The 26,866-nt window shown below is 69.2% G+C and carries 23 protein-coding genes and 1 tRNA gene; 7 read left to right on the plus strand and 17 right to left on the minus strand.

Annotated features, from left to right (window positions below):
* Window positions 1-6 precede the first annotated feature (6 nt).
* Window positions 7-738, minus strand: a complete 732-nt coding sequence (locus tag BQ8420_RS00985; RefSeq protein ID WP_087095887.1) for a GntR family transcriptional regulator — start codon at window positions 736-738, stop codon at window positions 7-9.
* Window positions 739-1,062: 324 nt separating this feature from the next.
* On the opposite strand from BQ8420_RS00985, the gene BQ8420_RS00990 reads away from it, so the two are divergent.
* Window positions 1,063-1,317, plus strand: a complete 255-nt coding sequence (locus tag BQ8420_RS00990; protein ID WP_087095888.1) for a hypothetical protein — start codon at window positions 1,063-1,065, stop codon at window positions 1,315-1,317.
* Between the two features lie 203 nt (window positions 1,318-1,520).
* Here BQ8420_RS00990 and BQ8420_RS00995 read toward each other — a convergent pair whose 3' ends face one another.
* From BQ8420_RS00995 to BQ8420_RS01005, 3 genes are all read right to left on the minus strand, one after another.
* Window positions 1,521-2,666, minus strand: coding sequence for a cystathionine gamma-synthase (locus BQ8420_RS00995; protein ID WP_087095889.1), 1,146 nt, complete (start codon window positions 2,664-2,666; stop codon window positions 1,521-1,523).
* Between the two features lie 108 nt (window positions 2,667-2,774).
* Window positions 2,775-3,503 (minus strand): acyltransferase, encoded by a 729-nt coding sequence (locus tag BQ8420_RS01000; protein WP_087095890.1) that lies wholly within the window; start codon window positions 3,501-3,503, stop codon window positions 2,775-2,777.
* Window positions 3,504-3,639: 136 nt separating this feature from the next.
* Window positions 3,640-5,007 (minus strand): cystathionine beta-synthase, encoded by a 1,368-nt coding sequence (locus BQ8420_RS01005; RefSeq protein WP_087095891.1) that lies wholly within the window; start codon window positions 5,005-5,007, stop codon window positions 3,640-3,642.
* A gap of 326 nt (window positions 5,008-5,333) precedes the next feature.
* On the opposite strand from BQ8420_RS01005, the gene BQ8420_RS01010 reads away from it, so the two are divergent.
* The 3 genes from BQ8420_RS01010 (at window position 5,334) to BQ8420_RS01020 (ending at window position 8,137) form a co-directional block, all read left to right on the plus strand.
* Complete coding sequence (locus BQ8420_RS01010) at window positions 5,334-6,389, plus strand: SGNH/GDSL hydrolase family protein (protein WP_087095926.1); 1,056 nt, start codon at window positions 5,334-5,336, stop codon at window positions 6,387-6,389.
* A 39-nt stretch (window positions 6,390-6,428) separates the two neighbouring features.
* Window positions 6,429-7,649, plus strand: coding sequence for an acetyl-CoA C-acetyltransferase (locus BQ8420_RS01015; protein WP_087095892.1), 1,221 nt, complete (start codon window positions 6,429-6,431; stop codon window positions 7,647-7,649).
* A 236-nt stretch (window positions 7,650-7,885) separates the two neighbouring features.
* Window positions 7,886-8,137: a DUF4287 domain-containing protein gene (locus tag BQ8420_RS01020; protein WP_087095893.1), complete on the plus strand. Its 252-nt coding sequence runs from the start codon at window positions 7,886-7,888 to the stop codon at window positions 8,135-8,137.
* A gap of 78 nt (window positions 8,138-8,215) precedes the next feature.
* Here BQ8420_RS01020 and BQ8420_RS01025 read toward each other — a convergent pair whose 3' ends face one another.
* The 3 genes from BQ8420_RS01025 to pruA form a co-directional block, all read right to left on the minus strand.
* A complete protein-coding gene (locus BQ8420_RS01025; RefSeq protein WP_087095894.1) occupies window positions 8,216-9,118 on the minus strand; it encodes a Bax inhibitor-1/YccA family protein in 903 nt (300 codons plus the stop codon).
* A 158-nt stretch (window positions 9,119-9,276) separates the two neighbouring features.
* Window positions 9,277-10,203 (minus strand): proline dehydrogenase family protein, encoded by a 927-nt coding sequence (locus BQ8420_RS01030; RefSeq protein ID WP_087095895.1) that lies wholly within the window; start codon window positions 10,201-10,203, stop codon window positions 9,277-9,279.
* Between the two features lie 163 nt (window positions 10,204-10,366).
* A complete protein-coding gene (gene pruA, locus BQ8420_RS01035) occupies window positions 10,367-11,992 on the minus strand; it encodes an L-glutamate gamma-semialdehyde dehydrogenase (protein WP_087095896.1) in 1,626 nt (541 codons plus the stop codon).
* A 221-nt stretch (window positions 11,993-12,213) separates the two neighbouring features.
* Between pruA and BQ8420_RS01040 the strand changes: the two genes are divergently transcribed.
* Entirely contained in the window at window positions 12,214-13,980 is a 1,767-nt protein-coding gene (locus BQ8420_RS01040) for a CdaR family transcriptional regulator (RefSeq protein ID WP_087095897.1), read from the plus strand.
* Between the two features lies 1 nt (window position 13,981).
* Here BQ8420_RS01040 and BQ8420_RS01045 read toward each other — a convergent pair.
* The 7 genes from BQ8420_RS01045 to BQ8420_RS01075 form a co-directional block, all read right to left on the minus strand.
* A tRNA-Leu gene (locus BQ8420_RS01045) sits at window positions 13,982-14,055 on the minus strand.
* Window positions 14,056-14,172: 117 nt separating this feature from the next.
* Window positions 14,173-15,549: an NAD(P)/FAD-dependent oxidoreductase gene (locus tag BQ8420_RS01050; protein WP_087095898.1), complete on the minus strand. Its 1,377-nt coding sequence runs from the start codon at window positions 15,547-15,549 to the stop codon at window positions 14,173-14,175.
* Between the two features lie 384 nt (window positions 15,550-15,933).
* Window positions 15,934-16,935: a Ppx/GppA phosphatase family protein gene (locus tag BQ8420_RS01055; RefSeq protein WP_087095899.1), complete on the minus strand. Its 1,002-nt coding sequence runs from the start codon at window positions 16,933-16,935 to the stop codon at window positions 15,934-15,936.
* Complete coding sequence (locus BQ8420_RS01060; protein WP_087095900.1) at window positions 16,932-17,516, minus strand: DUF501 domain-containing protein; 585 nt, start codon at window positions 17,514-17,516, stop codon at window positions 16,932-16,934. Before BQ8420_RS01060 ends, BQ8420_RS01055 begins: the two co-directional genes overlap by 4 nt.
* Window positions 17,517-17,589: 73 nt before the next feature.
* The gene (locus BQ8420_RS01065) at window positions 17,590-17,964 is read right to left on the minus strand and encodes a septum formation initiator family protein (RefSeq protein ID WP_087095901.1); all 375 of its coding nucleotides are present in this window, start codon (window positions 17,962-17,964) and stop codon (window positions 17,590-17,592) included.
* Between the two features lie 168 nt (window positions 17,965-18,132).
* Entirely contained in the window at window positions 18,133-19,416 is a 1,284-nt protein-coding gene (eno, locus tag BQ8420_RS01070; RefSeq protein ID WP_087095902.1) for a phosphopyruvate hydratase, read from the minus strand.
* A 101-nt stretch (window positions 19,417-19,517) separates the two neighbouring features.
* A complete protein-coding gene (locus tag BQ8420_RS01075; RefSeq protein WP_087095903.1) occupies window positions 19,518-20,069 on the minus strand; it encodes a TetR/AcrR family transcriptional regulator in 552 nt (183 codons plus the stop codon).
* 133 nt (window positions 20,070-20,202) lie between these two features.
* Here BQ8420_RS01075 and BQ8420_RS01080 point away from each other — a divergent pair, with 133 nt between their 5' ends.
* Together BQ8420_RS01080 and BQ8420_RS01085 are read left to right on the plus strand one after the other, a co-directional pair.
* Window positions 20,203-21,408, plus strand: coding sequence for an FAD-dependent monooxygenase (locus tag BQ8420_RS01080; RefSeq protein ID WP_087095904.1), 1,206 nt, complete (start codon window positions 20,203-20,205; stop codon window positions 21,406-21,408).
* A gap of 90 nt (window positions 21,409-21,498) precedes the next feature.
* Window positions 21,499-22,953, plus strand: a complete 1,455-nt coding sequence (locus tag BQ8420_RS01085; RefSeq protein ID WP_087095905.1) for an FtsW/RodA/SpoVE family cell cycle protein — start codon at window positions 21,499-21,501, stop codon at window positions 22,951-22,953.
* Here BQ8420_RS01085 and BQ8420_RS01090 read toward each other — a convergent pair.
* The 3 genes from BQ8420_RS01090 to cysC all read right to left on the minus strand — a co-directional run bounded on the left by BQ8420_RS01090 (window position 22,934) and on the right by cysC (window position 26,712).
* Window positions 22,934-24,295 (minus strand): short-chain fatty acid transporter, encoded by a 1,362-nt coding sequence (locus tag BQ8420_RS01090; protein WP_087095906.1) that lies wholly within the window; start codon window positions 24,293-24,295, stop codon window positions 22,934-22,936. The two genes, BQ8420_RS01085 and BQ8420_RS01090, sit on opposite strands and share 20 nt — an antisense overlap.
* 101 nt (window positions 24,296-24,396) lie before the next feature.
* The gene (locus BQ8420_RS01095; RefSeq protein WP_087095907.1) at window positions 24,397-25,146 is read right to left on the minus strand and encodes a MazG family protein; all 750 of its coding nucleotides are present in this window, start codon (window positions 25,144-25,146) and stop codon (window positions 24,397-24,399) included.
* On the minus strand, window positions 25,147-26,712 hold the full coding sequence (gene cysC / locus BQ8420_RS01100) for an adenylyl-sulfate kinase (protein ID WP_369825459.1): 1,566 nt from the start codon (window positions 26,710-26,712) through the stop codon (window positions 25,147-25,149).
* Window positions 26,713-26,866: the final 154 nt, after the last annotated feature.

Below are 26,866 nucleotides of genomic sequence, written 5' to 3' on the forward strand. Positions count from 1 at the left end.
GATGCATCAGTCCCGGTGGTAGGCGTTGAGGTCGCCGTGCTCGTACTGGTAGCGGATGCTGTTCCCCGCGTACACAGTGTGCACCAACCGGATGGGACGGTCCTCGGAGTAGTCGGTGCGGTGGACCTCCAGGACGGGCACCCCGGGTGTGAGCTCCAGTTGGCTCGCCTCCTGGGGGGTGGGCATCCGGGTCTCCAGTTCGTCCACGTAGCCGACCTGGCGGTGCCCGTGTTCCATGAGGACCTCCAGGGCGCTCTCCACGTCCTCGGGCAGCATGAGCGGGGTGCCCTCGACGAGGTCCATGGGGTAGAACGCCGAACTGATGGAGCCCGACCGATCGCCGGCGAAGCGGTGCAGGCGACGGACGACCGTCATGGTGCCCTCCGGAACGCGTAGCCGGGGGGCGATGTCGGAGTTGGCGCTGAGGAGTTGGAGCTCCTCCAGGGTCAGGCCGGCGAGGTTGGGTTCGTTGAACCCGCCGGGGCCCCCGCGGCTGCGGGTGGCGTAGAAGATCTCGGGGACGACGTCCTGCACGTAGTGGCCGCGTCCGGGTCTGCTCACGATGAGGCCCTGGTTGCGCAACATGCCCAAGGCGAGACGGATGGTATTGCGGGAGGCCTCGAAGCGCTCCTCCATCTGCTTCTCGGAGGGTAGTTGACCGCCCGGAGGCAGGCTTCCCTCCTGGATCTCCCTGCGCAGAGTTCGAGCGATCTGTCGATATCGGCTTTCTGCCCGCATAAGTCCGCCCTCTAGGGGTAAAAGACCAACAACACAACCTGTACCAACAAGCTGAGAGCTACACCAGCCGAACAAGTCCAACCGGTTCCGTTGCACCCATATTAGTTGAAGGCCACCCGGAGTACACGGTGGATCCCCCTCTCGGCCACGCGGCCGGGCGAAACCGGGAGACACCCGAGCCCCACCGACCACACACCGACCAACGGCACCGAACACCAAGAGGGAAAGCCTTCACACCTTGAGAACACAGCCAACGCCCCCTCGCCTCACAGGGGGGCCGACCGGATAGCAGAAAGACTCTCCACATCCCTTAGGAGAACCGCTGTGGAAACCACGTTCATCGTTTTGACCTTCGTCGGCCTGATCCTCCTCGGCCTCGCGGTCGGCTTCTTCCTGGCCATCTCCATCGGCATCCGCCGTCAGGACAGCCGGGGCCGCTACCGCTCCCTGCGGGACGACGACAACGACAGCGCCCTGTCCTACACCGGACGAGTCGTCTGCGGCCTGCGCTTCCGCGACGAGGCCACCACCGGCACCGCGAACCTTCCCACCCAGGACCGCACGCCCACCGCGGCCTGACCACGGAAAGAACCGCGGCCGGTGATCACCCCAGGGCCATGACGCCCGCAGGGCTCCCTCCCGGAGCCTCCCCCACGACCGCACTCACACCCGCCCCGACCACGTGGGTCGAAGTGACGACCGCAAGGCCGAAGAACGTCGCGACGGGCCCGGCAACGACGCCGGGGAACCCGCGCGGCAGCGCCGCGCGGGCCCCAGAGGGATCAGCCCTCCAACGCCTGCAACAGATCGGCGACCAGGTCATCCCCGGACTCGATGCCCACGGAGATCCGCACCAGATCCGCCGGGACCTCCAGCGGTGAACCGGCCGTCGAGGCGTGGGTCATCCGCCCCGGGTGCTCGATGAGGGACTCGACCCCGCCCAGGGACTCCCCGAGCGTGAAGACCTTGGTCCGCTCACACAGCTCCAGTGCCGCCTTCTCCCCGTCGCGCAGAGCGAAGGAGACCATCCCACCGAAGGAACGCATCTGCCGCTCGGCGATCTTGTGCCCCGGGTGCGCCTCCAGGCCCGGGTAGTACACACGCCGCACCGCGGAATGGCCCTCCAGGGCGGCCACGACGCGCTCGGCGTTCTCGCTGTGACGGTCCATCCGCACCCCCAGGGTCTTGGCGCCGCGAAGCGTCAGCCAGGAGTCGAAGGGGCCCGGAATAGCTCCCATGGTGTTCTGGTGGAAAGCCAGCCGCTCGCCCAACTCGGCGTCGGCCACGACCAGCGCTCCCCCGACCACGTCGGAGTGGCCACCGATGTACTTGGTGGTGGAGTGCACGACCACGTCCGCGCCCAGCGTGAGCGGCCGCTGCAGGTAGGGCGAGGCGAACGTGTTGTCCACGACGTACAGCGCACCGCCGTCGTGCGCGATCTGGGCGACCGTCTCGATGTCGGTGATGCCCAGCAACGGGTTGGTGGGCGTCTCCGTCCACACGACCTTGGTGTTGGGGCGCATGGCGGCCCGCACCGCGTCGATGTCCGTCTGGTCGACCGCGTCCCAGCTGACGCCCCAGCGCTCGACCACCTTGGAGATCAGGCGGAAGGTGCCCCCGTAGGCGTCACCGGGGATGATGACGTGGTCGCCCGGGGAGAGCACCGCGCGCAGCAGGGTGTCCTCGGCGGCCATGCCGGAAGCGAAGGCGAGCCCGCGCGACCCGGCCTCCAGGGCGGCGAGGCACTCCTCCAGTGCGGTGCGCGTGGGGTTGGCGGTGCGGGAGTACTCGTATCCCTGCCGCATCCCGCCGACGCCGTCCTGGGCGTAGGTACTCGTCTGGTAGATCGGCACCACCACGGCGCCGGTGCCGGCGTCCGGCTCCTGCCCCGCGTGGATGGCCAGCGTTTCAAACCCATCGAACTTCATGGGGCCAACACTAGTGCCCGTGCTCCGTGCGGGACCCTCTGTCAACTGGGAGGTCTCACACTCCGGACTTTGAGGGGGAAGCGGGACCTTGAGGGGGAAGCGGCACCCTCAGGCCGGCGGGAAGCAGGTGGGCGATCCCGGCTCCGGCGGTTCGGTGGACGTCTCGGGCGGCAGTCCGGTCACCGGGGTGGGAACTCGGGGGGGGGTCCCGGTGCTGCGCAGCGGCGGGTCCCAGCCCAGGCCGGGGTCGTGGCTGCGCACGACCTTCCCGGGGATCCCGGCGATGACGGCGTGGTCGGGGTAGGTACCGGGGCGGACCACCGTGCCGGCGGCGACCACCGAGTTCCGGCCCAGGTGCACGCCCGGCAGGATGACGGAGTTCGCGCCCAGCCAGCTCCCGGCGCCGATGCTCACCGGGTCGTCCACCGGCCACTGCAGGCCGACGGGGATGTCGGTGTTGGCGTAGGAGTGGTTCTGGTCGGTGATGTAGACGTAGGGCCCGGTGTAGACGTGGTCGCCGATGTCGACGGACCGGTGGGCGACCACGTGCGAGCCACGGCCGATGGCGCATCCGGATCCGATGCGCACGACGGAACCCTCACCGAGGTCGTAGTCGGGTCCCATCCCGGCGGCCAGGGTGATGTCGCCGCCCAGGACGGTGTGCACCCCGATCTCGATCCAGGGTTCGCCGTACAGGGTGGCGATGGGAAAGGCGATGGCGGAACCACTGCCGAAGCGGGCGAACCTGCGGGCGGCCTTGGACTCCGCACGGATCTCACCGTGGGTGCGTGCGTACGTCCAGACGGAACGGATGATCCAGTTGAGGAGCCGCGACACGGGTGCACCCACTTATTACCGGCCAGTAAATACCAATGCGAACATTAGCAGTGTCCGAGTATGCGGCACCCTGACCGGTATGTGAACACCGGGCCCCGAACAAGGTTCGGGACCCGGTGCACGAAGGCGTCCGAGATCAGCCCGAAAGGTGCGCCAGCAGGTCCTGGCGGGTGAGAATCCCCACCGGCTTGCCGTCGCGCAGCACCACCAGGGCGCCCGACCTGCGCAGCAGTCGCACGCAGTCGCTCACCGGGGTGCCGGTGCCGACCGTGGACAGCGGCTTGCCCATGTGGGTCTCCACCAGGTCGTCCAGGTCGGCGCGGCCGTCGAAGAGAGCGTCCAGCAGGTCGCGTTCGGCGATGGAGCCCACGACCTCGGCCGCCATGACCGGCGGCTCCTCCTTCATCACCGGCAGCTGGGAGACGCCGTACTCGCGCATGATCGCCACGGCGGTGCCGACGGTCTCGTCCGGGTGGCTGTGCACGAAGTCGGGCATCTCGCCCTCCTTGTCGGCCAGCACCTTGCCCGCGGTGGCCTCCTCGGTCTCCGCGGACAGGAAGCCGTAGTCGGACATCCACTCGTCGTTGAAGATCTTGCCGAGGTAGCCGCGGCCGCCGTCCGGCAGCAGCACGACGATGACGTCGTCCGGCCCGGCCGTCTCGGCCACCCGCAGCGCCGCCTCCACGGCCAGCCCGCAGGAACCGCCCACCAACAGGCCCTCCTCCTTGGCCAGGCGGCGGGTCATCAGGAACGAGTCCTTGTCGCTGATCGCCACGATCTCGTCGCAGATCGCCGTGTCGTAGGTGCCGGGCCAGATGTCCTCGCCCACGCCTTCGACCAGGTAGGGACGGCCGCTACCACCCGAGTAGACCGAACCCTCGGGGTCGGCGCCGATGACCTGTACCTGTCCCTCGGAGGCCTCCTTGAGGTACCGACCGGTGCCACTGATGGTTCCGCCGGTGCCGATGCCCGCCACGAAGTGCGTGATGCGGCCCTCGGTCTGGTCCCAGATCTCCGGACCCGTGGACTCGTAGTGCGAGGCGGGGTTGTTCTCGTTCTCGTACTGGTTGGGCTTCCAGGCGTTCGGGATCTCCTGGGCCAACCGGTCCGAGACCGAGTAGTAGGACTCGGGGTGCTCCGGCGCGACCGTGGTCGGGCAGACCACGACCTCCGCGCCGTACGCCCGCAGCACCGACAACTTGTCCGGTCCGACCTTGTCCGGGCAGACGAAGACGCAGCGGTAGCCCTTCTCCTGGGCGACCAGGGCCAGGCCGATGCCGGTGTTGCCCGAGGTGGGCTCCACGATCGTGCCGCCCGGCTTGAGGGCACCGCTCTTCTCGGCGGCCTCGACCATACGCAGTGCGATGCGGTCCTTGACCGATCCACCCGGGTTGAAGTACTCGACCTTCGCCAGGATCGTCGGGGCCAGCCCCTCGGTGACCTTCCGCAGACGAACCAACGGGGTGTCCCCGACCAGGTCGATGAGTGAGTCGTGTACCCGCAACTTTGCTCCTTCGCATAGTGGCGACCGGGTCTTCGGCCCGCCTGTATCGCAATCCCCGGTGACGTCCGAGGCGGGTGGGACCGTTCCGGTCCCCCACACCTGAACTCTAGGGCGTGTTCTCGGGGGTTCGCTCCCCTTCACCTGGCGCGGAGCCCCGAGGCGGACCGATCGTCCCGATCCACGCGAACGTATCGAACGGGTGGCCCCGGGGCTCGGATTGTGTGCCGCCGAGTTACGTGACCACGGGGTTCCTCGCCGGTAACGTCGGTGGATGACCGGCTCGCCGGCCTGTGGGGCGGGTCCGACTCACCGGGGGTGACTTCCGCATGCTGCGAGCCGTACGAGCCCGTCGCATCGCCGCCGCCACCGCCTTCGGCGGGGGTGGACTCACACTCGTGGGCGGAGGCACGGTGGCCCTGCTCTACCTGCAGGCCAAGCTGGCCAAGAACGCCATCGGCGTGACCAAGTGGCGACGCCCCCGTACCGACGGCGTGTACGGGGACGGCGACGGCCCACCGCTGCGCCTGTTGATGCTCGGGGACTCCACCGCCGCGGGGTTCGCCGTGGAGGAGGCGCGCGAGACACCCGGCGTAATGCTGGCCGCGGGCCTCGCCGCGGCCGCTGATCGTCCGGTGCGGCTGCGCTGCACGGCCAAGCCGGGCGCGACCTCCGCCGACCTCGACCGCCAACTCGAACGGGCCGGGGCACGCCGGCCCGACCGTCACTTCGACGTGGCGGTGGTGTTCATCGGCGCCAACGACGTCATCCGCCGGGTACGACCCAACGACGCCGTCGCGTCGCTGCGCGAGGTCACCCGGGACCTGAGGGAGCTCGGCACGCCGGTGGTGGTGGCGACCTGCCCTGACCTGGGCACGGTGCGTTCCATCGGCTGGCCGCTGCGGTCGGTGGCCCGACGGGCCTCCCGCCAGTTGGCCGCCGCGCAGACGATCGCGGTCACCGAGGTCGGCGGTCGCACCGTCTCCCTGAGCGACCTCCTCAGCGACGATTTCCGGACAGATCCCGTTTCCATGTTCGGGCCGGACCGTTTTCATCCGTCAGCTCGCGGGTACGCCCAAGCCGCGTTCGCCGTCCTGCCGTCCGCGTGCGCCGCCTTGGGGTTGCTGCCCGAGCTCGACGAGGGCGAACGCACCCGAGGTGTCCTGCCGGTCGAACGCGCGGCCGTGGTCGCCGCCGAGACACCGGGAACCGAGGTCACGCGGGCCGGCGGCCTCGAACCGAGCGGTTCCCGATTCGGTTGGGCCGCCCTCGTCCGCGGCCCGTTCCGCCCCCGGACCACCGCCCGGGAACACGGCGACGAGCCCGACTCGCAGGACGCACGAACGACGACCCCGGATGGCGCGCGGGAACGCCCGCCGGGTTAACTGGTCAGTAACAACGTGCCCATGACAAGGACGAGGAACATGCCCGAAGCAGTCATCGTCGCCACCGCGCGCTCTCCGATCGGCCGGGCCTTCAAGGGCTCCCTGAAGGACATGCGCCCGGACGACCTCACCACCCAGATCATCGGGGCGGCACTCGCCAAGGTCCCCGAGCTCGACCCCAAGAGCATCGACGACCTCATGCTCGGCTGTGGCCTGCCCGGCGGTGACCAGGGCTTCAACATGGCCCGCGTCGTGGCCGTGCAGCTCGGCCTGGACACCGTCCCGGGCACCACCATCACCCGTTACTGCTCCTCCTCCTTGCAGACCACCCGGATGGCCTACCACGCCATCAAGGCGGGCGAGGGCGACGTGTTCATCTCCGCCGGTGTGGAGACCGTCAGCCGGTTCGTCAACGGCAGCAGCGACAACCCGCAGAACGAGAACCCGCTCTTCGCGGACGCCAAGGCGCGCACCGAGAAGCGCAAGGAGGGCGGCCAGGGAGCCTGGACCGACCCGCGTGAGGCCGGGAACCTTCCCGACGCCTACATCGAGATGGGCCAGACCGCGGAGAACGTCGCCGAGCTCACCGGCGTCTCCCGGCAGCGCCAGGACGAGTTCGCCGTCCGCTCACAGAACCTCGCCGAGAAGTCGATCGACAACGGCTTCTGGGAGCGCGAGATCAGCCCGGTGACCCTGCCCGACGGCACCGTCGCCACCACCGACGACGGCATCCGTCGCGGCACCACCTACGAGAAGGTCTCGCAGCTCAAGCCGGTGTTCCGCCCCGACGGCACCGTCACCGCCGGCAACGCCTGCCCGCTCAACGACGGCGCCTCCGCGCTGGTCATCATGAGCGACACCAAGGCCAAGCAGCTGGGTCTGACCCCGCTGGCCCGGATCGTCTCCACCGGTGTGACCGGTCTGAGCCCCGAGATCATGGGCCTGGGCCCGGTCGAGGCCTCCAAGCAGGCCCTGGCCCGCGCCAACATGGCCATCGGCGACATCGACCTGGTCGAGTTGAACGAGGCCTTCGCCGCCCAGGTGCTGCCCTCCGCCGACCAGCTGGGCATCGACATCGACTCCCAGCTGAACGTCAACGGTGGCGCCATCGCCGTCGGTCACCCGTTCGGCAGCACCGGTGCGCGCATCACCGGCACCCTGATCAACGGTCTTCGATTCCACGACAAGACGTTCGGTCTGGAGACCATGTGCGTCGGCGGCGGCCAGGGCATGGCGGCCGTCTTCGAGCGCCTCAGCTGAGCAGTCCTCTCCGTCGGGCCCCGGACCGGTTCGGTCCGGGGCCCTTCCTGTCCCCCGACCCCTGCGAAAGGGCGCTGAAGGGGCCAAAGCCCCACCGGGTTCGGCCATGTAGCACTTCCGGGGAAACGTTCCCACTCCGGCAAGGTAAAAGCCGGCGACCAGGCCTTGTCCAAACCGTGATCCTGATGCATGGTCGCAGGTAAGTGCCAGACGCCCAATGCACTGCGGAGGTGCCTATGTCGGTAGTCCACTCGCCGGAGATCCACGCAAAACTCATCGAACGCATCCCGGTCGTGACAGGCCGCGGACTCCACGAGTGGTTCGACTCGCTCGACAAGGGACCGGGCCTGCTGCGCCCCCTGGACCGGTCACACTGGCTCGCTGACGAGTACGACCTCACCCACGGCTACGCCCAAGCCATCGTCACCGAGTACGACCGCCGCCGAAGGAACCGGTCCATCCCGGCCCCACGCCGCGAGGGTTCCTGACCCGGGGAACAGCAGACGAGAAAGGGCCGCCCCGAAGCATCGCTCGGGGCGGCCCCATCCGTACGGGGTGGCCGATGACTAATCGGCGAACATCGTCTTGATGATCCAGAGCAGACGCAGGATCTCGATGTACAGCCAGACCAGGGAGACGGTCAGACCGAAGGCGAACTGCCAGGCGAACTTGTTCGGGATGCCGGCGTCGACGCCCTCCTCGATGCCACGGAACTCGATGGCCAGGGTCAGAGCGGCCAGCACGACGAACACGATGCCGACGCCCAGGCCCAGCCAGGTCGGACCGCGCAGGCCCATGCCACCGGCGATGAAGAAGCTGAGCACGAAGTTGACCAGCATCAGGGCGGCGGCACCCATGACGGCGTAGGAGACGGCCTTGACGAAGCCGTCGGTCACCTTGATGATCCGGAACTTGTACAGCGCCAGCATCACGCCGAAGACCGCGACCGTACCGATCACGGCCTGGGACACCAGCGAGGGGCCCGCGGACGGGTCGCTGAGGGTGGCCGAGAGGGTCGCGCCGAGGAAGGCGGACAGACCACCGACCAGCAGGCCCTCCAGCGCCGCATAGCTGAGGATCGCGACCGGGTTGGTGATCTGCTTGAACGCGATCACCAGGCCCAGGACGAGGCCACCGAGCATGCCCACGAACATGAGCGCCATGCCCAGGCCCGGGTTGCTCATGAAGAGGAAGTAGTTGATGACACCGAAGAGTGCGACGGCGCCCAGGGTCATGCCCGTGCGCACGACCACGTCGTCGATGGTCATCGGCTGGTCGCCGGCGGCCTGCTGCGGGTAGCCCTGCTGGGGGTAACCCTGCTGACCGTAGCCCTGCTGGGGGTAGCCCTGCTGCGGGTACGGCTGTCCGTACCCCGGCTGCCCATAGCCCTGCTGCCCGTAGCCCTGCTGGGGCCCGGACTGCTGTTGTAGCGCCCGCTTGAGGACGGGGTTCGAACTCCGCATCCGCATGTTCAGTAAAGGCCTTTCACGCGTGGTTTGCTGCCCACAAAGTAACGTACGGGCCTCTGCTCGGGTTCCGAGGGTAGATCACCGTTGGGAAACGGCGACGGCCCGCACCGGTGGAGGTCGAGGCGGGCCGTCGTCACGAGCGCGTGCTTCGCGCACGCTCAGCCGCGCGTGATCAGGGAACGCGCGAAGAACAGCATGTTGGCCGGACGCTCCGCCAGACGACGCATGTAGTAGCCGTACCACTCGTCGCCGTAGGGCACGTACACGCGCATGCGCTTGCCCTCGGCGGCCAGGCGCACCTGCTCGGCGTCACGGATGCCGTACAGCATCTGGTACTCGTAGTCGTCCGCGCCGCGGCCGTTGGCGGCGGCCAGCTCACCGGCGATGGCGATCATGCGCGGGTCGTGCGAGGCCACCATCGGGTAGCCCTCGCCCTCCATGAGGACGCGCAGGGCCCGCACGTACGCCTTGTCGACCTCCTGCTTGTCGCGGAAGGCCACGGTCTCGGGCTCGTCGTAGGCGCCCTTGCACAGACGCACCCGGGAACCGGCGCCGCTCAGGTCGCGGCAGTCGGCCACGGTACGGCGCAGGTAGGCCTGGAGCACCGCGCCCACGAACGGGAAGTCCTCGCGCAGCTCGCGCAGGATGCCCAGCGTGGAGTCGACGGTGGTGTGGTCCTCCATGTCGAGGGTGACCGTGGTGCCGATCGCCTTGGCGGACTCGGCGATCTTCCGCGCGTTCTCCAGCGCGATCTTCTCGCCGTCCGCGTTCAGGAACTGGCCGACGGCCGACAGCTTGACCGACACCTCGGCGCGGTCGCCCAGCCCGGCCTCACCGAGGGCGGCGAGCAGGTTCTGGTAGGCGTTGACCGTGTCGGTGGCCTGGGACAGGTCGGTGGTGTCCTCACCGAGGAAGTCCAAGGTGATGTAGCGGTCCCTGGCCAGCTCGTGCACGGCCGGCAGGGCCTCTTCCTGGCTTGCGCCCGCGACGAACCGGGTGACCATGGCCCGGGTCATGGGCGTGCGCTCGACGATCTTGCGGCAGGTCGCGGACCGGGCGGCGAGCAGCAGGGATTTGCGAAGCATGGTGACCTCGAAGAAGACGTGCGCGGACCGGTCGGTCGGCGCGGACGAAGCGCGGCCGGCTGATCCGGCCGCACCGATGGAATCCTCGGGGGGCGTGGGACCGCGGGGATCCCGGAGAGGGCGCGCACCCCCTCAGGACGGGAGGGGGTGCGCGCCCGAGCCACTACCCCTGGTGGGGGTAGGAGGAGACCGTCGGCGCGACGAACGTCTCCTTGATGGCGCGCGGGCTGGACCAACGGGACAGGTTCTGAGCCGAACCGGCCTTGTCGTTGGTGCCGGAGGCGCGACCGCCACCGAAGGGCTGCTGACCGACGATGGAGCCGGTCGGGCGGTCGTTGACGTAGAAGTTGCCGGCGGCGAAGCGCAGGGCCTCGGTCGCCTTGGCCACGGCCGCGCGGTCCTTGGCCAGGATGGCGCCGGTCAGGGCGTAGGCCGAACCCTCGTCGACGACCTTCAGGATCTCGTCGAACCGATCGTCCTCGTAGACGTGGACGGCGATGACCGGACCGAAGTACTCGGTGCGGAAGACGTCGTTGCTCGGGTCGGTGCCCTCGATGATGGTCGGGCGGACGAAGTAGCCGACCGAGTCGTCGGCGGTGCCGCCGGCGATGACGTTCAGGGTCGGGTCGGACTTGGCGTCCTCCAGGACCTTGGCCAGCTTGTCGAAGGAGCGGCGGTCGATGACGGCGCCCATGAAGTTCGACAGGTCGGTGACGTCGCCCATGGTCAGGGCCTCGGTCTCCGCGATCAGGTCGTCGCGCATCTTCTCCCACACCGAACGCGCGACGAAGGCGCGGGAGGCGGCGGAGCACTTCTGGCCCTGGTACTCGAACGCGCCGCGAACGATGGCGGTGCGCAGCACCTCCGGGTCGGCGGAGGAGTGGGCGACGATGAAGTCCTTGCCACCGGTCTCGCCCACGATGCGCGGGTAGGAGCGGTAGTTGGAGATGTTCTCTCCGACGCTCTTCCACAGGTGCTGGAAGGTCTTGGTGGATCCGGTGAAGTGCACACCGGCCAGCTCGGGGTCGTCGAGGGCGACGTCGGAGACGGCCAGACCGTCACCGGTGACCATGTTGATGACGCCCGGGGGCATACCGGCCTCCTCCAGGAGGCGCATGGTCAGCTCGGCGGCGAACTGCTGGGTCGGGGACGGCTTCCACACGACCACGTTGCCCATCAGGGCGGGAGCGGTGGGCAGGTTGCCGGCGATGGCGGTGAAGTTGAAGGGGGTGATCGCGTAGACGAACCCCTCCAGCGGACGCTGCTCCATCCGGTTCCACACGCCCTTGACGCTCAGCGGCTGCTGCTCGATGAGCCCGCGGGCGTAGGAGACGTTGAAACGCCAGAAGTCGATGAGCTCACAGGCCGCGTCGATCTCCGCCTGCTGGGCGGTCTTCGACTGGCCGAGCATGGTGGCGGCGTTGATGGTGGCGCGCCAGGGGCCGGCGAGCAGTTCGGCGGCGCGCAGGATGATGGCGGCGCGGTCGTCGAAGGACATCGCGCGCCAGGCGGGGGCGGCGGCCTTCGCGGCGGCGACGGCGTCGCGGGCGTCATCGCGGGTGGCGTTGCGCAGGGTGCCCAGGACGGACGCGTGCTTGTGCGGCTGAACGACGTCGATGGGCTCACCACCGCCCATGCGGCTCTCACCGTTGATGCGCATCGGAAGGTCGATGCTCTCACCGGCGAGCTCTTCGAGCTTGGCTTCGAGCTCGGCGCGCTCGGGGCTCCCCGGAGCGTAGGAGAGAACGGGTTCGTTCACCGGCATCGGAACGTTGGTCACGGCGTCCATGGGCATCTCCCTGGAAAGAATGTCCCTGAACGAGCAGGGTTGGGCTGATTCAACGGTCTCAGATGGTGGACGCCCGTACCTTGTGGGCCGGGCCACTCTTTGCCAGGCTTATTTGTCCGGTAGAACAAATCGGGACACTTGCGCTCTCCTCCGAACCCCAACAGCGCATCGGCGACCCCAGTAGTGTCATGGGCCGGAGCCCTCTCGGAAGGAATCACATCATGCCTGTTCAGACAGGTCAGGTTGGGGAAGTCGACGCTGGGATCGCGCTGCGCGCGCTGTTGCTCGCCCTGGGCGACCCGGTGGTCGACGTGGCCGCAGCTCCCCACGGACTTGATGTCCAGGTGGACAAGGTCGTCATCCTCGACCCCGAGGATCACGTGGAGGCGCGGGAGGGCGACCTCGTGCTGCTGATCGGGGTGCGCGGTTCCCGGGCCTGGAGCATGGTGCGCACGCTCGCCGAACAGGGCGCGACCGCGGTCGCGGTTAAGACCGGCGTCCACGCCCAGCCGCAGGAGGTGCTGCCGCCGGCCGAGCAACGGTCGGGACGTTCCCAGCGCCTGGCCGAGGAGGCGCGGGCTCTGCGCACCGAGGCCCAGGAGTCCGGGATCGCGCTGTTGACGGTGCGGCCCGAGGTGCGATGGGACCAGTTGCAGTCGGTGTGTCAAAGCATCGTGGACGACGCCCGGGTGACCGCGGCCGAGGACCTGGCGGAGGCGGGCGGCGACCTGTTCTCCATGGCGCAGACCATCGCGCACCTCACCGGCGGCCTGGTGAGCGTCGAGGACTCCGCGAGCCGGGTGCTGGCCTACTCCAGCGGCGCCGAGGTGGACGAGCTGCGCAGACTGTCGGTGCTGGGTCGGCAGGGTCCCGAGTCCTATCTGGCGCTGCTTCGCGAATGGGGCGTGTTCGCGAAGCTGCGCTCCGGCGAGGAGGTCGTGCGCATCGACGAACACCCCGAACTGGGCATTCGCCGCCGGCTGGCCGTGGGCATCCACGCGGGACGCCGGCCGTTGGGCTCGATCTGGGTGCAGGAGGGGACCGAACCCCTGGCCGAGCACGCGGAGGAGGCGCTCTTGGGCGCGGCCCGCACCACGGCCTTGCAGATGATCCGCCAGCGCACCCAGGCCAGCGCCGGGCTACGGCTGCGCGAGGACCTGCTGTCGAGTCTGTTGGAGGGGCGGATCGACGCGAGCGCGCTGGCCGACACCGTCGAGGTGCACACCGACCGGGCGGCGCTGGTGGTGGCGTTCTCACTGCGCCGCGGCGCGGGGACGGAGGTCGTCGAGGGCGGGGCCGGCGAACGCGCCGACCGGCCCGAACGGGAGCTGCACCGGCGGCAGCTCATCGACCTGGTGTCGGTGCACACCGCGGCCTACCGGCGCGGTTCCCTGGTCACCGAACTGGGCGGGCGGGTGTACGTCCTGCTGCCCGACCTGGCCCGGGGCCGTGAGGGGTGGCGCGGGGTGGAGCAGTCCGTGGTGACGCTGATCCGCAGGGCCGTGGTGGCGGCACGCGCGGCACTGGGCCTTCGGGTGCAGGCGGCGGTGGGTTCTCTGGTGGAACGGCTGGGCGACGTGCCCGAGTCGCGCGCCGAGGCCGACCGGGTCCTGGACGCCATGGGCCGCGACCTGGACGGAGGCAGCGACTGGGAGGTGGCGACCATCTCCGACGTGCGCTCACGGGTACTGATCAGCGAGACCCTGGCGCACCTGCGCGCGGACCCGTCGCTGCGGGACCCGCGGGTGGGCCGACTGGTCGAGCACGATCGTGCCGGCGGCGCCGACCTGGTGCACTCGTTGCTGGCCTACCTGGAGGCCTTCGGAGACGCCCGGTCGGCGGCCGAGCGGCTGCACGTCCACCCGAACACGCTGCGCTACCGGGTACGACGCGCGGCCTCCGTGAGCGGGATCGACCTGTCCGATCCGGGCGAGCGACTGTTCACCTGGCTCCAACTGCTCATGGAACAACACGATCCGGACGCATGAGTACCCTCGGTCGGACTCGAACCGACACTTGTGACCCTTTTAGGGGGCCTGCCTCTACCATTGGGCTACGAGGGCGACCCCATCCTACCGGCCGGGCCGATTGCCCACTTTGATTCTGCTTGGCCGGAAGGGGACAGAAAACGGCCGGGTTCCGCGTGGAACCGGCCGTTTTCTCTGTTCTCTTCGTGTATGTCAGCTCACGCGACGCAGATGACCGTCCTCGACCTGGGGGCGGCTGGCCGCCTCGAAGGCCTGGCGGGGCTCGGACATCTCGGGGAGCGCGGCGAAGTCGCGGCGCAGGAAGAACGCGAGCGTCCAGTCGGCGAGCACCCGCAGCTTGCGGTTGAAGGTCGGCACCGCGAGCAGGTGGTAGGTGCGGTGCGCGTACCAGGCCAGCCGGCCGTTCAGCTTGATCTTGCCGAACAGCTGGGCGGCGCCCTTGTGCACACCCAGACCTGCGACGGCGCCGAGGTTCTTGTGCTTGTAGGCCTTCAGGGCGGTGCCGCGCAGGGTGGCGATGACGTTGTCGGCGAGCACCGGGGCCTGGCGGACCGCGTTCTGGGCGTTGGGCGGGTAGTAACCGCCGTTGCCGTCGGGCACCTGGGCGTTGTCGCCACCGGCGAAGACGTTGTCGGTGCCGTGCACGGTCAGGTACTCGGTGGTGTCGACGTGGCCCTTGGGGCCCAGGGGCAGGTCGCTGGCGGACACGACCGGGCTGGGCTTGACGCCCGCGGTCCACACCAGGGTGCCGGCGTCGAACTCGGTGCCGTCGCTGAGCTTGATGTGCTGGTCGGTCGCGGACTCCAGGAACGTGCTGAGGCGCACGTCGATGTCGCGACGACGGAGCTGGTTGAGGGCCTTGGCCCCGACCTCGGGGCCGACCTCGGGCAGGATCTTGTCCGCGGCCTCGATGAGGTAGAAGTCGACCTCGCTCTGCTCGATCGAGGGGTGCACGCGCACGGCGTCGCGGACCATGTCCTCCAGTTCCGCGATGGCCTCGGCGCCGGCGAACCCACCACCGACGAAGACGAAGTTGAGCGCCTTGGCGCGCACGTCCTCGTCCTCGGTGGAGTCGGCGATGGCGAGCTGGTTGAGGACGTGGTTGCGCAGGTAGGCGGCCTCTTCGACGGTCTTGATGCCGATGCCCCACTCCGCGAGCCCGGGGATGGGCAGGGTGCGGGAGACGGCCCCGGCGGCCATGACCAGGTGGTCGTAGGCCAGCGTCTGGGGCTCGCCGAGGTTGGGCTCGTAGCGGACCGTGTTGTCGGCGTGGTCGATGCGCACGACTCGGCCACTGAGGACGCGGACCCGGTCGAAGACCTTGCGCAGCGGAACCACGACGTTGCGCGGGGAGATGCTGCCGGCGGCCGCCTCGGGCAGGAACGGCTGGTAGGTCATGTAGGAGTTGGGGTCGATGACGGTGATGCGCGCCTCACCGGCCCCCAGCTTCTTCTCCAGCCGCCTCGCGGTGTACATCCCGAGGTAACCGCCTCCGACGATGAGGATGTGCGGGATCTCCGCCTCGTCCCCGCCGCCGTGTACCAGCCGGTAGTTCCTGCTCTCGGTCATCGCATTTCCGCCCTAACGGTTTTTCCTGTGGCGCCCTTGCCTCAAGGGCCGCAAAGCCTGTCACGGTCTTCGGCTCCCCGGCCATGTGCGGCCGGGTCGGCCTCCGAGCCGTGGTTTCCCACCTTCGACTCTTGCGGAGGCTGCTTGTGCATTCTTTCACAAGCAGCCATCCGCAGGAAGGTTCACATCCGCCCACCTTCGCACCACCACGCGGCATGCGCGAGGGATGTCTTCGCAGGTCAGATGGGTTGTGAATGCATTCACAAGGGGCCAACGGGTGATGCGTCTCACCTAAGGTCCCGGGTCACACCCCCCTGAAAGTCCCTCCGGTTCCACCCGAAGTGCCCTTCCAGGGGGTGACGCCTCGATGTACTCGGGTCCCGGTCAGGGCCCCTCGTCCAGCGCGATGAGACTCCAGGCCACCCCGTCCAGGATGTCGTGCTCGCTCGCGGTGAAGTGGTCCGCGCCCGTACGCGCCAGCACACGGGACAGCACCAGGGCGCCCGCCCCGATGACGTCGACCCGACCGGGGTGCATGACCCCGATCTCCGCGCGCTCGGCGTGCGTGGAACGCAGCAGGTCACCGGTGATGCGCTCCAGGTCCCCCGCGAGGACCCGCGTGTGGTGGATGCGCTCGGAGTCGTACTCGGGAAGGTCCAGGGAGATCCCGGCGACCGTCGTCGCGGTCCCGGCCACGCACACGACCGAACCGGCCTCGCCCAGCGGGACGACCTTCTCCACCTCGTCCAGGGTGGCGTCGATGTCGGCGATGGCCGCCTCGATCTGCTCGGCCGTCGGCGGGTCCGAGCGCAGGTGGCGCTCGCTCATGCGCACGCACCCGACGTTCACCGACAGGGACTCCCGGACCAGCTCGTCGTCGGTGTCCAGGCCGCCCAGCACGAACTCGGTGGAGCCGCCGCCGATGTCGACGACCAGGAACGGCGGGGCGAAGTCCCCGTTGATCTCGCCGTCGGCCGCCTCGGCGTCCAGCTCGACCGTGGCTCCGACGAAGGACAACTCGGCCTCTTCCAGGCCGGTGACCACCTCGGGCTCCACACCGATGATCTCGCGGACCCCGTCCACGAACACCTGGCGGTTGCTCGCGTCCCGGGTGGCGCTGGTGGCGACCATGCGCACCGTGTCCGGACCCAACGCGATCCCGTGCGCCTCGATCGCCTCCGCGTACCCGCGCAGTGCGTCGAAGGTGCGCTCCAGCGCGTTCTCGGAGAACGCTCCGGTCTCGTCCACACCCTCGCCCAGACGCACGATCTCCATGCGTCGGTCGGCGTCGACCACCTGGACCTCGTCACCGTCCAGGGAGACGACGTCGGCGATCAACAGCCTGATCGAATTGGTTCCGCAGTCGATCGCGGCGACACCGCTCATGAGGCCTCCGTCCCTTCAGCGCCCTCGGGGGCGTTCTCGTCCACGCACACACACGGGCCCCGGTCCCACCAGTCGGGGAGCTCGTCCAGCGCCTCCGCACCGATGGGGTTGGTCCCGGGTGCGGCCAGCTCGTGCCCGACCAGGGCGTGCAGGCACTTGACCCTGGTGGGCATCCCACCGGTGCTCTGCATGCCCTCGGGAAGCGGCTCGACACCATCCAGGCGGGCCTGTTCGGAACGCTCGGCGACGTAGGACTCGTGGGCCTTGGTGTAGGCCTCCTGGAGGTCGGGTTCCTCGCCCAGACGCTCCTGCATCCGGCGCATCGCGCCGTCGCCCTCCAACCGACCGATCGCCGAGGCGGCGCGCGGGCAGGTCAGGTAGTACAACGTCGGGAAGGGGGTGCCGTCCTCCAGGCGGGGGGCGGTCCTCACCACGTCGGGCAGGCCGCACGGGCAGCGGTGCGCGACGGCGCGGACCCCGCGAGGCGGGCGACCCAACTGGAGTTCGATCGCGGCGAGGTCGCGCTCAGAGGCGGGACCACCATCGGTATGCCCCGGAACGGGCTGATCTGCGGAAGTCATGACACATCCAGCATAGGCGCACCCGGCCGTGGAAAAGGCCCCGATCCGGGGTAGCACGGGGCACCGAGCCTGGTCAGAGCCCGTCGTCGGGCCGGTCGGCTTCCTCCACCGAACGCCACAGTTCGGTGAACCAGGGAGCGCGGGGTTCGGACGGGTCGACCCGATCCTCGTCCTCACCCTCGGACTCGGGACGGATGACGATGTAGGCGGTCTCGTCCGGGTACTGGTAGTGCAGGCGGGCGCGCGCCTCGCGCTCCACGTAGGCGTCGTCGTTCAACGCCTCCTCGCGCCCGCCCAACTCCTCGATGTTGGCCTCCATGCGGGCCCGGTCGTCCTGCAACTGAGCGATCTCGGCGCGTTGCATGACGTACTCGCGCAGCGGATAGGCCACGCTCAACGCGATCACGCAGACCACGAGGGCGAGGATCGCGGCCCGGCTGGTGAGCATGGGCCGCACCCGTGAGGTGCGGCCCGCACTCGTGACCTTGTCAGCGGTCTTGGCCTTCGTGCCCGCTATGGTGGCAGCACCCTTCCGCGGCCTGTCGGATTTGTCGGTTTTGGTCGACTTCCGGGCCTTTGTGGGCGGCTGCTGTGTTTCGCGGGACACTGGGGCAGACTAGCCGTGCTCGGTGAACCTCGGGAAGGCCGACACGCCCGCGTACACGGCGGCGTCGTCGAGTTCCTCCTCGATGCGCAACAGCTGGTTGTACTTGGCGACCCGCTCGCTGCGCGCCGGCGCACCGGTCTTGATCTGGCCGGCGTTGGTGGCCACCGCGATGTCGGCGATGGTGGTGTCCTCGGTCTCGCCGGAACGGTGGCTGATCATCGCCGTGTAACCGCTGCGCTGGGCCAGGGAGACCGCGTCCAGGGTCTCGGTCAGGGTGCCGATCTGGTTGACCTTCACCAGGAGCGAGTTGGCCGTGTCGGCGTCGATGCCGCGCTGGAGCCGCTCGGGGTTGGTGACGAACAGGTCGTCACCGACCAGCTGGACCTTGGCGCCGAGCCGCTCGGTGAGCTTCTTCCAGCCGTCCCAGTCCTCCTCGTCGAGGGGGTCCTCGATGGAGACCAGCGGGTAGGCGTCGACGAGCTCCGCGTAGTAGGCGGCCATCTCCTCGGAGGTACGGCTCTTGCCCTCGAAGGTGTACACGCCGTCGGAGAACAGCTCGCTGGCGGCCACGTCCAGTGCCACGGCGACATCGGAACCGACCTTGTAGCCGGCCTTCTCGATCGCCTCGACGATGAGGTCCAGGGCGGCGCGGTTGCTGTCCAGGTTCGGGGCGAAGCCACCCTCGTCACCGACGCCGGTGCCCAGTCCGTGGGCCTTGAGGACCGACTTCAGGGAGTGGTAGACCTCGGTGCCCCAGCGCACGGCCTCGGAGAAGGTCGAAGCGCCGATCGGCGCGACCATGAACTCCTGGATGTCGACGTTGCTGTCGGCGTGCGCGCCACCGTTGAGGATGTTCATCATCGGCACGGGCAGCACGTGCGCGTTGGGACCGCCCATGTAGCGGTACAGCGGCAGTCCGGCCTCCTCGGCGGCGGCCTTGGCCACGGCCAGGGAAGTGCCGAGGATGGCGTTGGCGCCGATCCGGGACTTGTCCGGGGTGCCGTCCAGGTCGATGAGCGCGCGGTCGATGATGCGCTGCTCGTCCGGGGTGTGGCCGAGCAGCTCATCGGCGATCTCGTCGTTGACCGCGGTGACGGCCTTGGTCACACCCTTACCGCCGTAGCGGTCGCCGCCGTCGCGCAGTTCGACCGCCTCGAACCGCCCGGTGGAGGCGCCGCTGGGGACACCGGCGCGGGTGAGGGTCCCGTCGTCGAGCAGAACCTCGACCTCGACTGTCGGGTTTCCGCGGGAATCAAGGATCTCCCGCGCCTGTACTGACTCGATGGACGCCACGATCTCTCCGTCTCTTCGGTGTCTGGGCCCGCTATTTCCGGCCCGGACACGAGACTAGCGACCCGGACCCCGATCAGTGCAGTCCCCCCGGCCGAATTGGTCTAGTCCATATACGCCTTGCCGGTCTCCAGCGCGGCCAGGGCGATCTCCACCGCGGCGTCACGGTGGGCGTGCGCCTCCCCGGGGACCATCAGCACGGCGATGTCCTGGATTCCGCCGAGGGCGATCACCGCACCCATGCGCGCGGGTGTTTCCGGCTCCTCGCCGACCAACACCACGTCGAGCGCGTGCCGCCGGTCGATCACCCACTCCACCAGTCCGCTCTCCCCCAGCGACCCGACGTCGTTGAGCAGGGCCATCAGCAGAGCACTGTGGCGCACACACAGGTCGAAGTAGTCGCCGAGCACCGTCCGCGGGTCGACGGCGCCGTCCGCGTAGCCACCGAGCAGTTCCTCGGCGTCCTCGCGCAGCGGCCGCATCAGCGCCTGGAGCAGTTCGTCCTTGGACCGGTAGTGGTAGTAGAGCGCCGCCTTGGTGATGTCGAGGCGTTCGGCGATCTCCCGCAGGCTCGTCTTCTCATAGCCCTTGCGGCCGAACAGTTCCAGGGCCACCGTCCTGATCTCGGTCTTCGTGTCGCTCCGTGCCCTGGCCACCCTGGCTCGCTCCCGTCCGTCGTGATCGGTTCGCCGAGTCTATCCCGAACCTGCCGCACGGTAAGTTACTTGACGCACGGTAAGTAGCCGCTTAGCGTGGAGACTCCACGACACAAGGAGCTCTGACGGCCCAATGACCGCCGTTCGAACCGTCCTCGTCTCCGGAGCGAGCATCGCCGGGCCCGCGCTGGCCCACTGGCTCCACCAACACGGAATCAGCGTCACCGTCGTCGAAAAGGCCCCTGAGCCCCGGCCCGGCGGTTACGCCATCGACCTGCGCGGCAAGGCCATCGACGTGGTCGAGCGCATGGGGCACCTGCCCGAGATCCGTTCTCGGGTCACCGAGATGAACCACCTCGCCCTGGTCGACACCGACGGGCACCGACGCGTCGGTATGCCCACCGGGATGATCTCCGAGGAGGACCGCTCGTTGGAGATCCTGCGCGGCGACCTGGTGCGCATCCTGCATGGACCCACCACCGGGCACACCGAGTATCTCTACGGCGACACCATCACCGGCATCGAACAGGACGACGACGGGGCCCACGTCACCTTCGCGAACGCGGCCCCGCGCACCTTCGACCTGGTCGTCGGGGCCGATGGACTGCACTCCAACACGCGCGGCCTCGTCTTCGGGGCGGAGGACCCCTTGGCCCGCTTCCTCGGCGCCTACATCAGCATCTTCACCATCCCCGACCACGTCGGTCTGGACCGTGAGGCGCGGCTGTACAACACACCCGGCAAGCTCATCGGGATGTACCGGACCCCGCGGGCCGACGGGGCCAAGGCGATCCTGGGCATGCACGTGCCCCGCCCCCTCGGGGTGGAGCGCCTCTCCCCCGCCGAACAGCGCGGCTTCCTGCGCGGCGTGTTCGCCGGAAACGGGTGGGAGAGCGACCGGATCCTGGACGCCATGGACGACAGCGAGGACTTCTACTTCGACTCCATCACCCAGATCCGGATGGACCACTGGTCGCGAGGCCGCGTCACCCTGCTGGGCGACGCCGGTTACTGCCACTCCCCCTTGTCCGGGCAGGGCAGCACCCTCGCGGTGGTCGGCGCCTACGCTCTGGCCCAGGAGCTGGGTCGGCACACGAACGTGACGCGGGCCTTGGCCGCCTACGAGGACCGGATGCGCCCCTTCGTACGCGCCAACCAGGACATCGCCGACAGCGGCATGCGCTTCCTGGCGCCCAAGACCCGCTTCGGCATCGCGGCCCGGGACCTGGTCGTGCGCGCGGCACCGCTGATCAAGAGCCTGGGCACGTTCACCGGGAAACTGGACCGGGCCTCGGAGGCCTTCGCCCTGGACGCTCCCTCGGCCGTGCCCACGAGGTGACGACCTCCCGGTTCCGGGTGGTTCGAACGGACCCGCCCGGAACCGGCCCTGCCCCTTGATCCGCGAGGCGACCGGCTTATAGTTCGAATCGTGGCCGACCCTCAGAGCGCACACGCGGACGGCACGCTGCGTCCGGTCCGCCGACGGCGGTCCGAACTCGGGCTGCTCCTGATCGCCCTCGTCGTCACCGCCGCCGGCCTGGCGTCGGCTTCCCTCGCCATCACCGGTGGGATCGACCCCAGCGTGTTCACCTACGTGGCGGCCATCGGCCTCGGAGCGCTGGGCGTGCACGTCCTGCTGCGTTTCCTCGCCCCCTACGCCGACCCCGTCCTGTTCCCGGTGGCCACGGCCCTGAGCGGGATCGGCCTGACCATGATCTGGGCGCTGCAGATGTCGCGCACCGGCGGGGAGGAGCACACCGAGGCCGACCGGCAGCTGCTGTGGACCCTGATCGGGTTGGGGTTGTGCGCGGCCATCGTGGTGCTGGTCCGCAGGCCCCGCAGGCTGGCCCTGTACACCTACCTGATCGCGTTGGGCGCGCTCGTCCTGCTCCTGCTGCCGCTGTCGCCGCTGGGCCACGAGGTGCTGGGCGCGCGGCGATGGATCATGATCGGCCCGTTCACCATGCAGCCCTCGGAGTTCGCCAAGGTGCTGCTGGTCATCTTCCTCGCCTCCTATCTGGGCAGGCAGCGCGGGGTCCTGGCCACGGTGACCCGCACGTTCCGGATCGGCGGGGTGAAGGTGTTCAGCGCCCCGCGCGCTCGCGACCTGGCGCCCATGGGTCTGGGCTGGGGCATGGCGATCCTGCTGCTGGTGGGCACCAAGGACCTGGGCACCTCACTCCTGCTGTTCGGGACGTTCCTGGCGGTGCTGTACGCCGCCACGGCCCGCAAGTCCTGGGTGCTCATCGGTCTGGTGGCCTTCGCCGGCGGCGCGTACGTGGCGTACCTGTTGTTCGGGCACGTGCAGAACCGGGTGAGGATCTGGCTGAACGCCTTCGACGACGAGGTCTACAACGCGCCCGGCGGTAGCTTCCAGGTGGTGGAGGGCCTGATCGCCCTGGCCTACGGCGGGTTGCTCGGCACCGGTTTCCACGACGGCCGCGCACAGGAGATCTTCGCCGCCGACAGCGACCTGATCCTGGTCTCGGTGGGAGAGAAGCTCGGGTTCACCGGCCTCCTCGCCGTGTTGTTCCTCCTGTTCCTGTTCGCCCAACGGGCGTTTCGCATCGCTCTGGGCAGCCGGGACGAATTCCTGAAGCTGACCGCGCTGGGTTTCGGGTTCCTGACCGCGTTCGACGTGTTCATCGTCCTAGGCGGCGCCACCCGCCTCATCCCGCTGACCGGCATGACCACGCCGTTCCTGTCGGCGGGCGGGTCGGCGCTGATGGCCAACTGGGGCATCGTGGGTCTGTTGTCGACCATCGGCGACACCGCCCGCCGGCCGCAGGAGACGTTCAGCGCGGGGCTGGCTCCGAGCGATCCGTCCACCGAGGTGATCGACGTGCGCTCCCTGCCGGCGGGGATCAGGCCGCCAGGAAAGTGATGCACAGGGACGCCACCACGATGCCGAAGCACATCACCACCGCCGAGTAGCCCAGGATCTTTCCGGCGCGCAGCCTGGTCAGGGCCAGCAACGGCAGCGCCCAGAAGGGCTGGATCCCGTTGGTGAGTTGGTCGCCCATGGCCACCGCCATCACGCCGACCCCCGGTTCGATGCCCAGGGTCTCGGTGGCGCCCATGACCACCGGCCCCTGCACCGCCCACTGACCGCCGCCCGAAGGGACCGCGAGGTTGACCAGGCAGGCACTGATCAGCGCCCAGAACGGATAGGAGAACGGGGTCGAGAAGTCGATGAACCACTGGGTGATGACCTGCAACAGCCCCGAACTCTCCATGATGCCCATGATCCCGGCGTAGAACGGGAACTGGATGATGACCGCTGAGGCGTTCTTGGCGCCCTCCGCCGCGGCGGTGGAGTAGCTCGCCAGGGTGCCGTGCAGGCCCAGTCCGGCCATGAGGAAGGTGAAGTTGAGCAGGTTGATGTCCATGCCGACGATGCCGTCGCGCAGCAGCGCGGGCAGCAGGTGCACCAGGCCGAACGCGACCACCGCGTAGACCAGGATCCGGCTGTGCATGAGGCGCTGGGCCGCCGAGAGAGCGCTCGGTTCGGTCTTGGTGGGTCGACCTCCGGAGGGACCCCCACCGAGGGGACCGTCGTCGTCCGTCTCCCCGATCTCCTCGCTCTCGTCGGCCTTGGGGGTCATGCTCATCAGCAGCAGCGGGGCGCCGATCAGCATCACCACGAGGAAGACCAGGTTGAACGGCTGGAAGATGGTCTCGCTGAGGGGGATCAGCCCGATCTCATCTTCCAGGAAGTGCCCCGGGGTGTTGACCAGCAACGGCGCCGAACCGGACAGTCCGCTGTGCCAGACCATCAGGCCGACGTATCCGCTCGCCGCCAGCAGTGGGAAGTGCACCTTGATCCCGCGTTCCTTGCAGGATCGGGCCACCTCCACGGCCAGCAGGGCGCCGGCGATGAGGCCGAGACCCCAGTGGACGATACCGAGCAGGGCCGCGCCCAACGCGGTGATGGCCACCGCCGACAGGGGCCCCTTGGCACGGCCGGCCAACCAGGTGATGCCGCGCCTGGCCGGCGGGGAAGAGGCCAGAGCGTAGCCGGTGACCAGCACCAGCGTCATCTGCATGCCGAATTCGAGCAGGTTCCAGAACCCGCCGTACCAGTCCCCGACCAGCTCGATCGGGGTGCGTTCGGTCAGGAACAGGGCCATGCCGAACACGAGCGCGGACAGGATGATCGCGAAGACGAAGGCGTCCGGCACCCAGCGGGTGCTGAACGCCGCGAGGGCATTGCCGAATCGGCGCATGACGCTCCACTGTCCGAGGGGGAACCCGAGGTCGGAAGCACTGTGGTTCACATCACACGCCGACGTCAATACCGGCAGGCGAGGTTTGAGGGTTCTTGAGGTTACCCGTCGGTTTTCGACCAGTACGCGCGCCACTCCTCGGCGCCCAGCCCACGCGGCTCACGACCGTCGGCGCGCGCCGCGTCCTCGGCGGCCCGAACCCGGGCGTCGAACCGGCGCGCGGCGGCGCGCAGGTCCATCTCCGGGTCCCGCCCCTGGTCGCCTTCGGCCGCCACGGCCGCGAACAGCTCACCGCCCGCGGCCCCGTCGTCGCCCACCAGGTCGGCGGGGAACCCGTTACGCACCGCGCGCTTTCGCAGCTCGTCGGCGAGCAGCACCGCCGGTTGGGCGAACGGCACCCCGTCCAGCACCGAGACCTCACCGGAGCCGCCGTTCGCCTTGGCCTTCTCCGCGCGCTCCGCCGCCTTGATGGCCTCCCAGTTGGACCACACCTCGTCGGTTCCCGAGACCTCCACAGCACCGAACACGTGCGGGTGGCGGCGGGTCATCTTGTCGATGATGGCGTCGGCGACGTCGTCCACGGTGAACCGGGCCGGGTCCCCCTCGGGCCGCTCGGCTCCGATGGCCGCGTGGAAGACCACCTGCAACAGCACGTCGCCGAGCTCCTCGCGCAGCAGCGCGTGGTCGCCCTCCTCGATGGTCTCCAAGGTCTCGTAGGACTCCTGGATGAGGTATTTGGCCAGGGACTCGTGTGTCTGGGAGCTGTCCCAAGGGCACTCCCGGCGCAGCGTCTCCATCACCTCGACCAGGCGCGACACCCGGTGTCCGGGGGGTCGGACGTCTTCCGTCATCTATTCCTCACTCACATGCCGGTCCGGGGAGGGGAGCCAACCACCCTCGCGCAGGGCGTCCATCACCACGGCCACCGATTCGGCCGGGTCGGAGTCCACGGTCTCGACCACCAGGTCGGCGTCGGTCGGCGCCTCGTAAGGGTCGGAGATCCCGGTGAACTCGGGGATCTCTCCGGCGCGCGCCTTGGCGTACAGGCCCTTGCGGTCACGCGCCTCGCACACCTCCAACGGGGTGGCCACGTGCACCAGGAAGAAGTCGCCGAACTCCTCCACCATGGCACGCACCTCCGCCCGTCCGGCCTCGTACGGGGCGATCGGCGCGCACACCGCCACTCCCCCGTGCCGGGTGATCTCCGAGGCCACGTAACCGATCCGACGGATGTTGAGCTCCCGGTCCTCCCGGGAGAACGTCAATCCCTTGGACAGCATCCGACGCACCACGTCGCCGTCGAGCAGGGTCACCGCACGCCCCGCCCGTCGGATTCCGTCGGACACCCCACGAGCGATGGTGGACTTGCCCGACCCGGACAGGCCGGTGAACAACAAGGTGACACCGCGCTTGGTGCGGGCGGGTCGTAGCCGGGCCAGCTCCGCACCGACCCGGGCGGGGGTGAACCAGGCGGGCAGTTCACGCCCGTGCGCCAGCTCGGACTCCACCTCGCCGTCGGAGGGCTCCGCGAGCGCCTGTCCCGGATCGACGTGCGTGAACGGCTTCCACAGCGCTTCGTCGGAGTCGTACCGCCACGGTTCGGGGTCCAGGACCGTCAGCGGTGGGCGCAACGCCATCACCCGCTCGATCTCCGGCCCTCGTCCCCCCGACTCGGCCAACATGTGGGTGGCGCCATAGGCGGCGGCCACGTGCGCGGCCAAGGCCGTGTCCCGTTCGGTCCACGCACCACCGACCGCTCCGGAGGCGCGCGCCCGCGCACGAGGCAGGGTCAGGACCACGAACGAACTACGCGGCGGCAACAGGGGTTCGGCCGCCAGCACCGCGGTGGCCAACCCCTCCTCCTCCAAGGGCGCGTCGACCACCACGATCACCTCGGCCCGCTCACCACCACGCGCCAACGCGTCGGCCTCGGCCCGAATCTGGTGCAGGGCCCGGTGGTGCAACGGACGGTCGGTGACCACCGCCAGCAGTGACCGGCCCTCGGCCCCTTCGAGTTCGCTCTGCGCCCGCACCTCCGCAGGGGTGGCGCGCAGCTCGCGCAGCACCCCGTACGTCGCCGGACGCAGCAGCGTGACGTCACCGGCCAGGTGGTGGATCCCCGCGTCCTCCCAGTACTCGCGCACCTCCAGCCCGGCCAGCGGCGCGCCCTCCAGATCGGTGAGCGTGAGCGCCTTCTCCCCCGCCAGCTCCGCGGGGACCTCCAAGGTGACCGGAACCGGCCAGGTCCGGCCGTCGGGCAGCCGCCCGATCCGCGAGACCGACTCGGCCTCCTCCCGGGTCATGAACCCCGGGAACGGGTACGCCCCGCTGAGGATGAGCTCCAAGTGGGCGAGCCCGTCCGGACCAGGGGCGAAGACCGGGGCATCCCGACTCCCGTGTCTGTGGACACTCACCACGCACACCCTCCCTCTGCCATGGTCGTCATCCCACCCAGCGTAGACGGGCACCCTCCGACGACACGGCGCTGAGGTGCCCGAACCGGGAAGACTCCGAGCTCACCGAGCGTTGTGGACCACGGGGGCCGAAGACGGCCACACCCGAGCACCCGTA

Source organism: Nocardiopsis sp. JB363, from assembly GCF_900143625.1.
GTDB lineage: Bacteria > Actinomycetota > Actinomycetes > Streptosporangiales > Streptosporangiaceae > Nocardiopsis.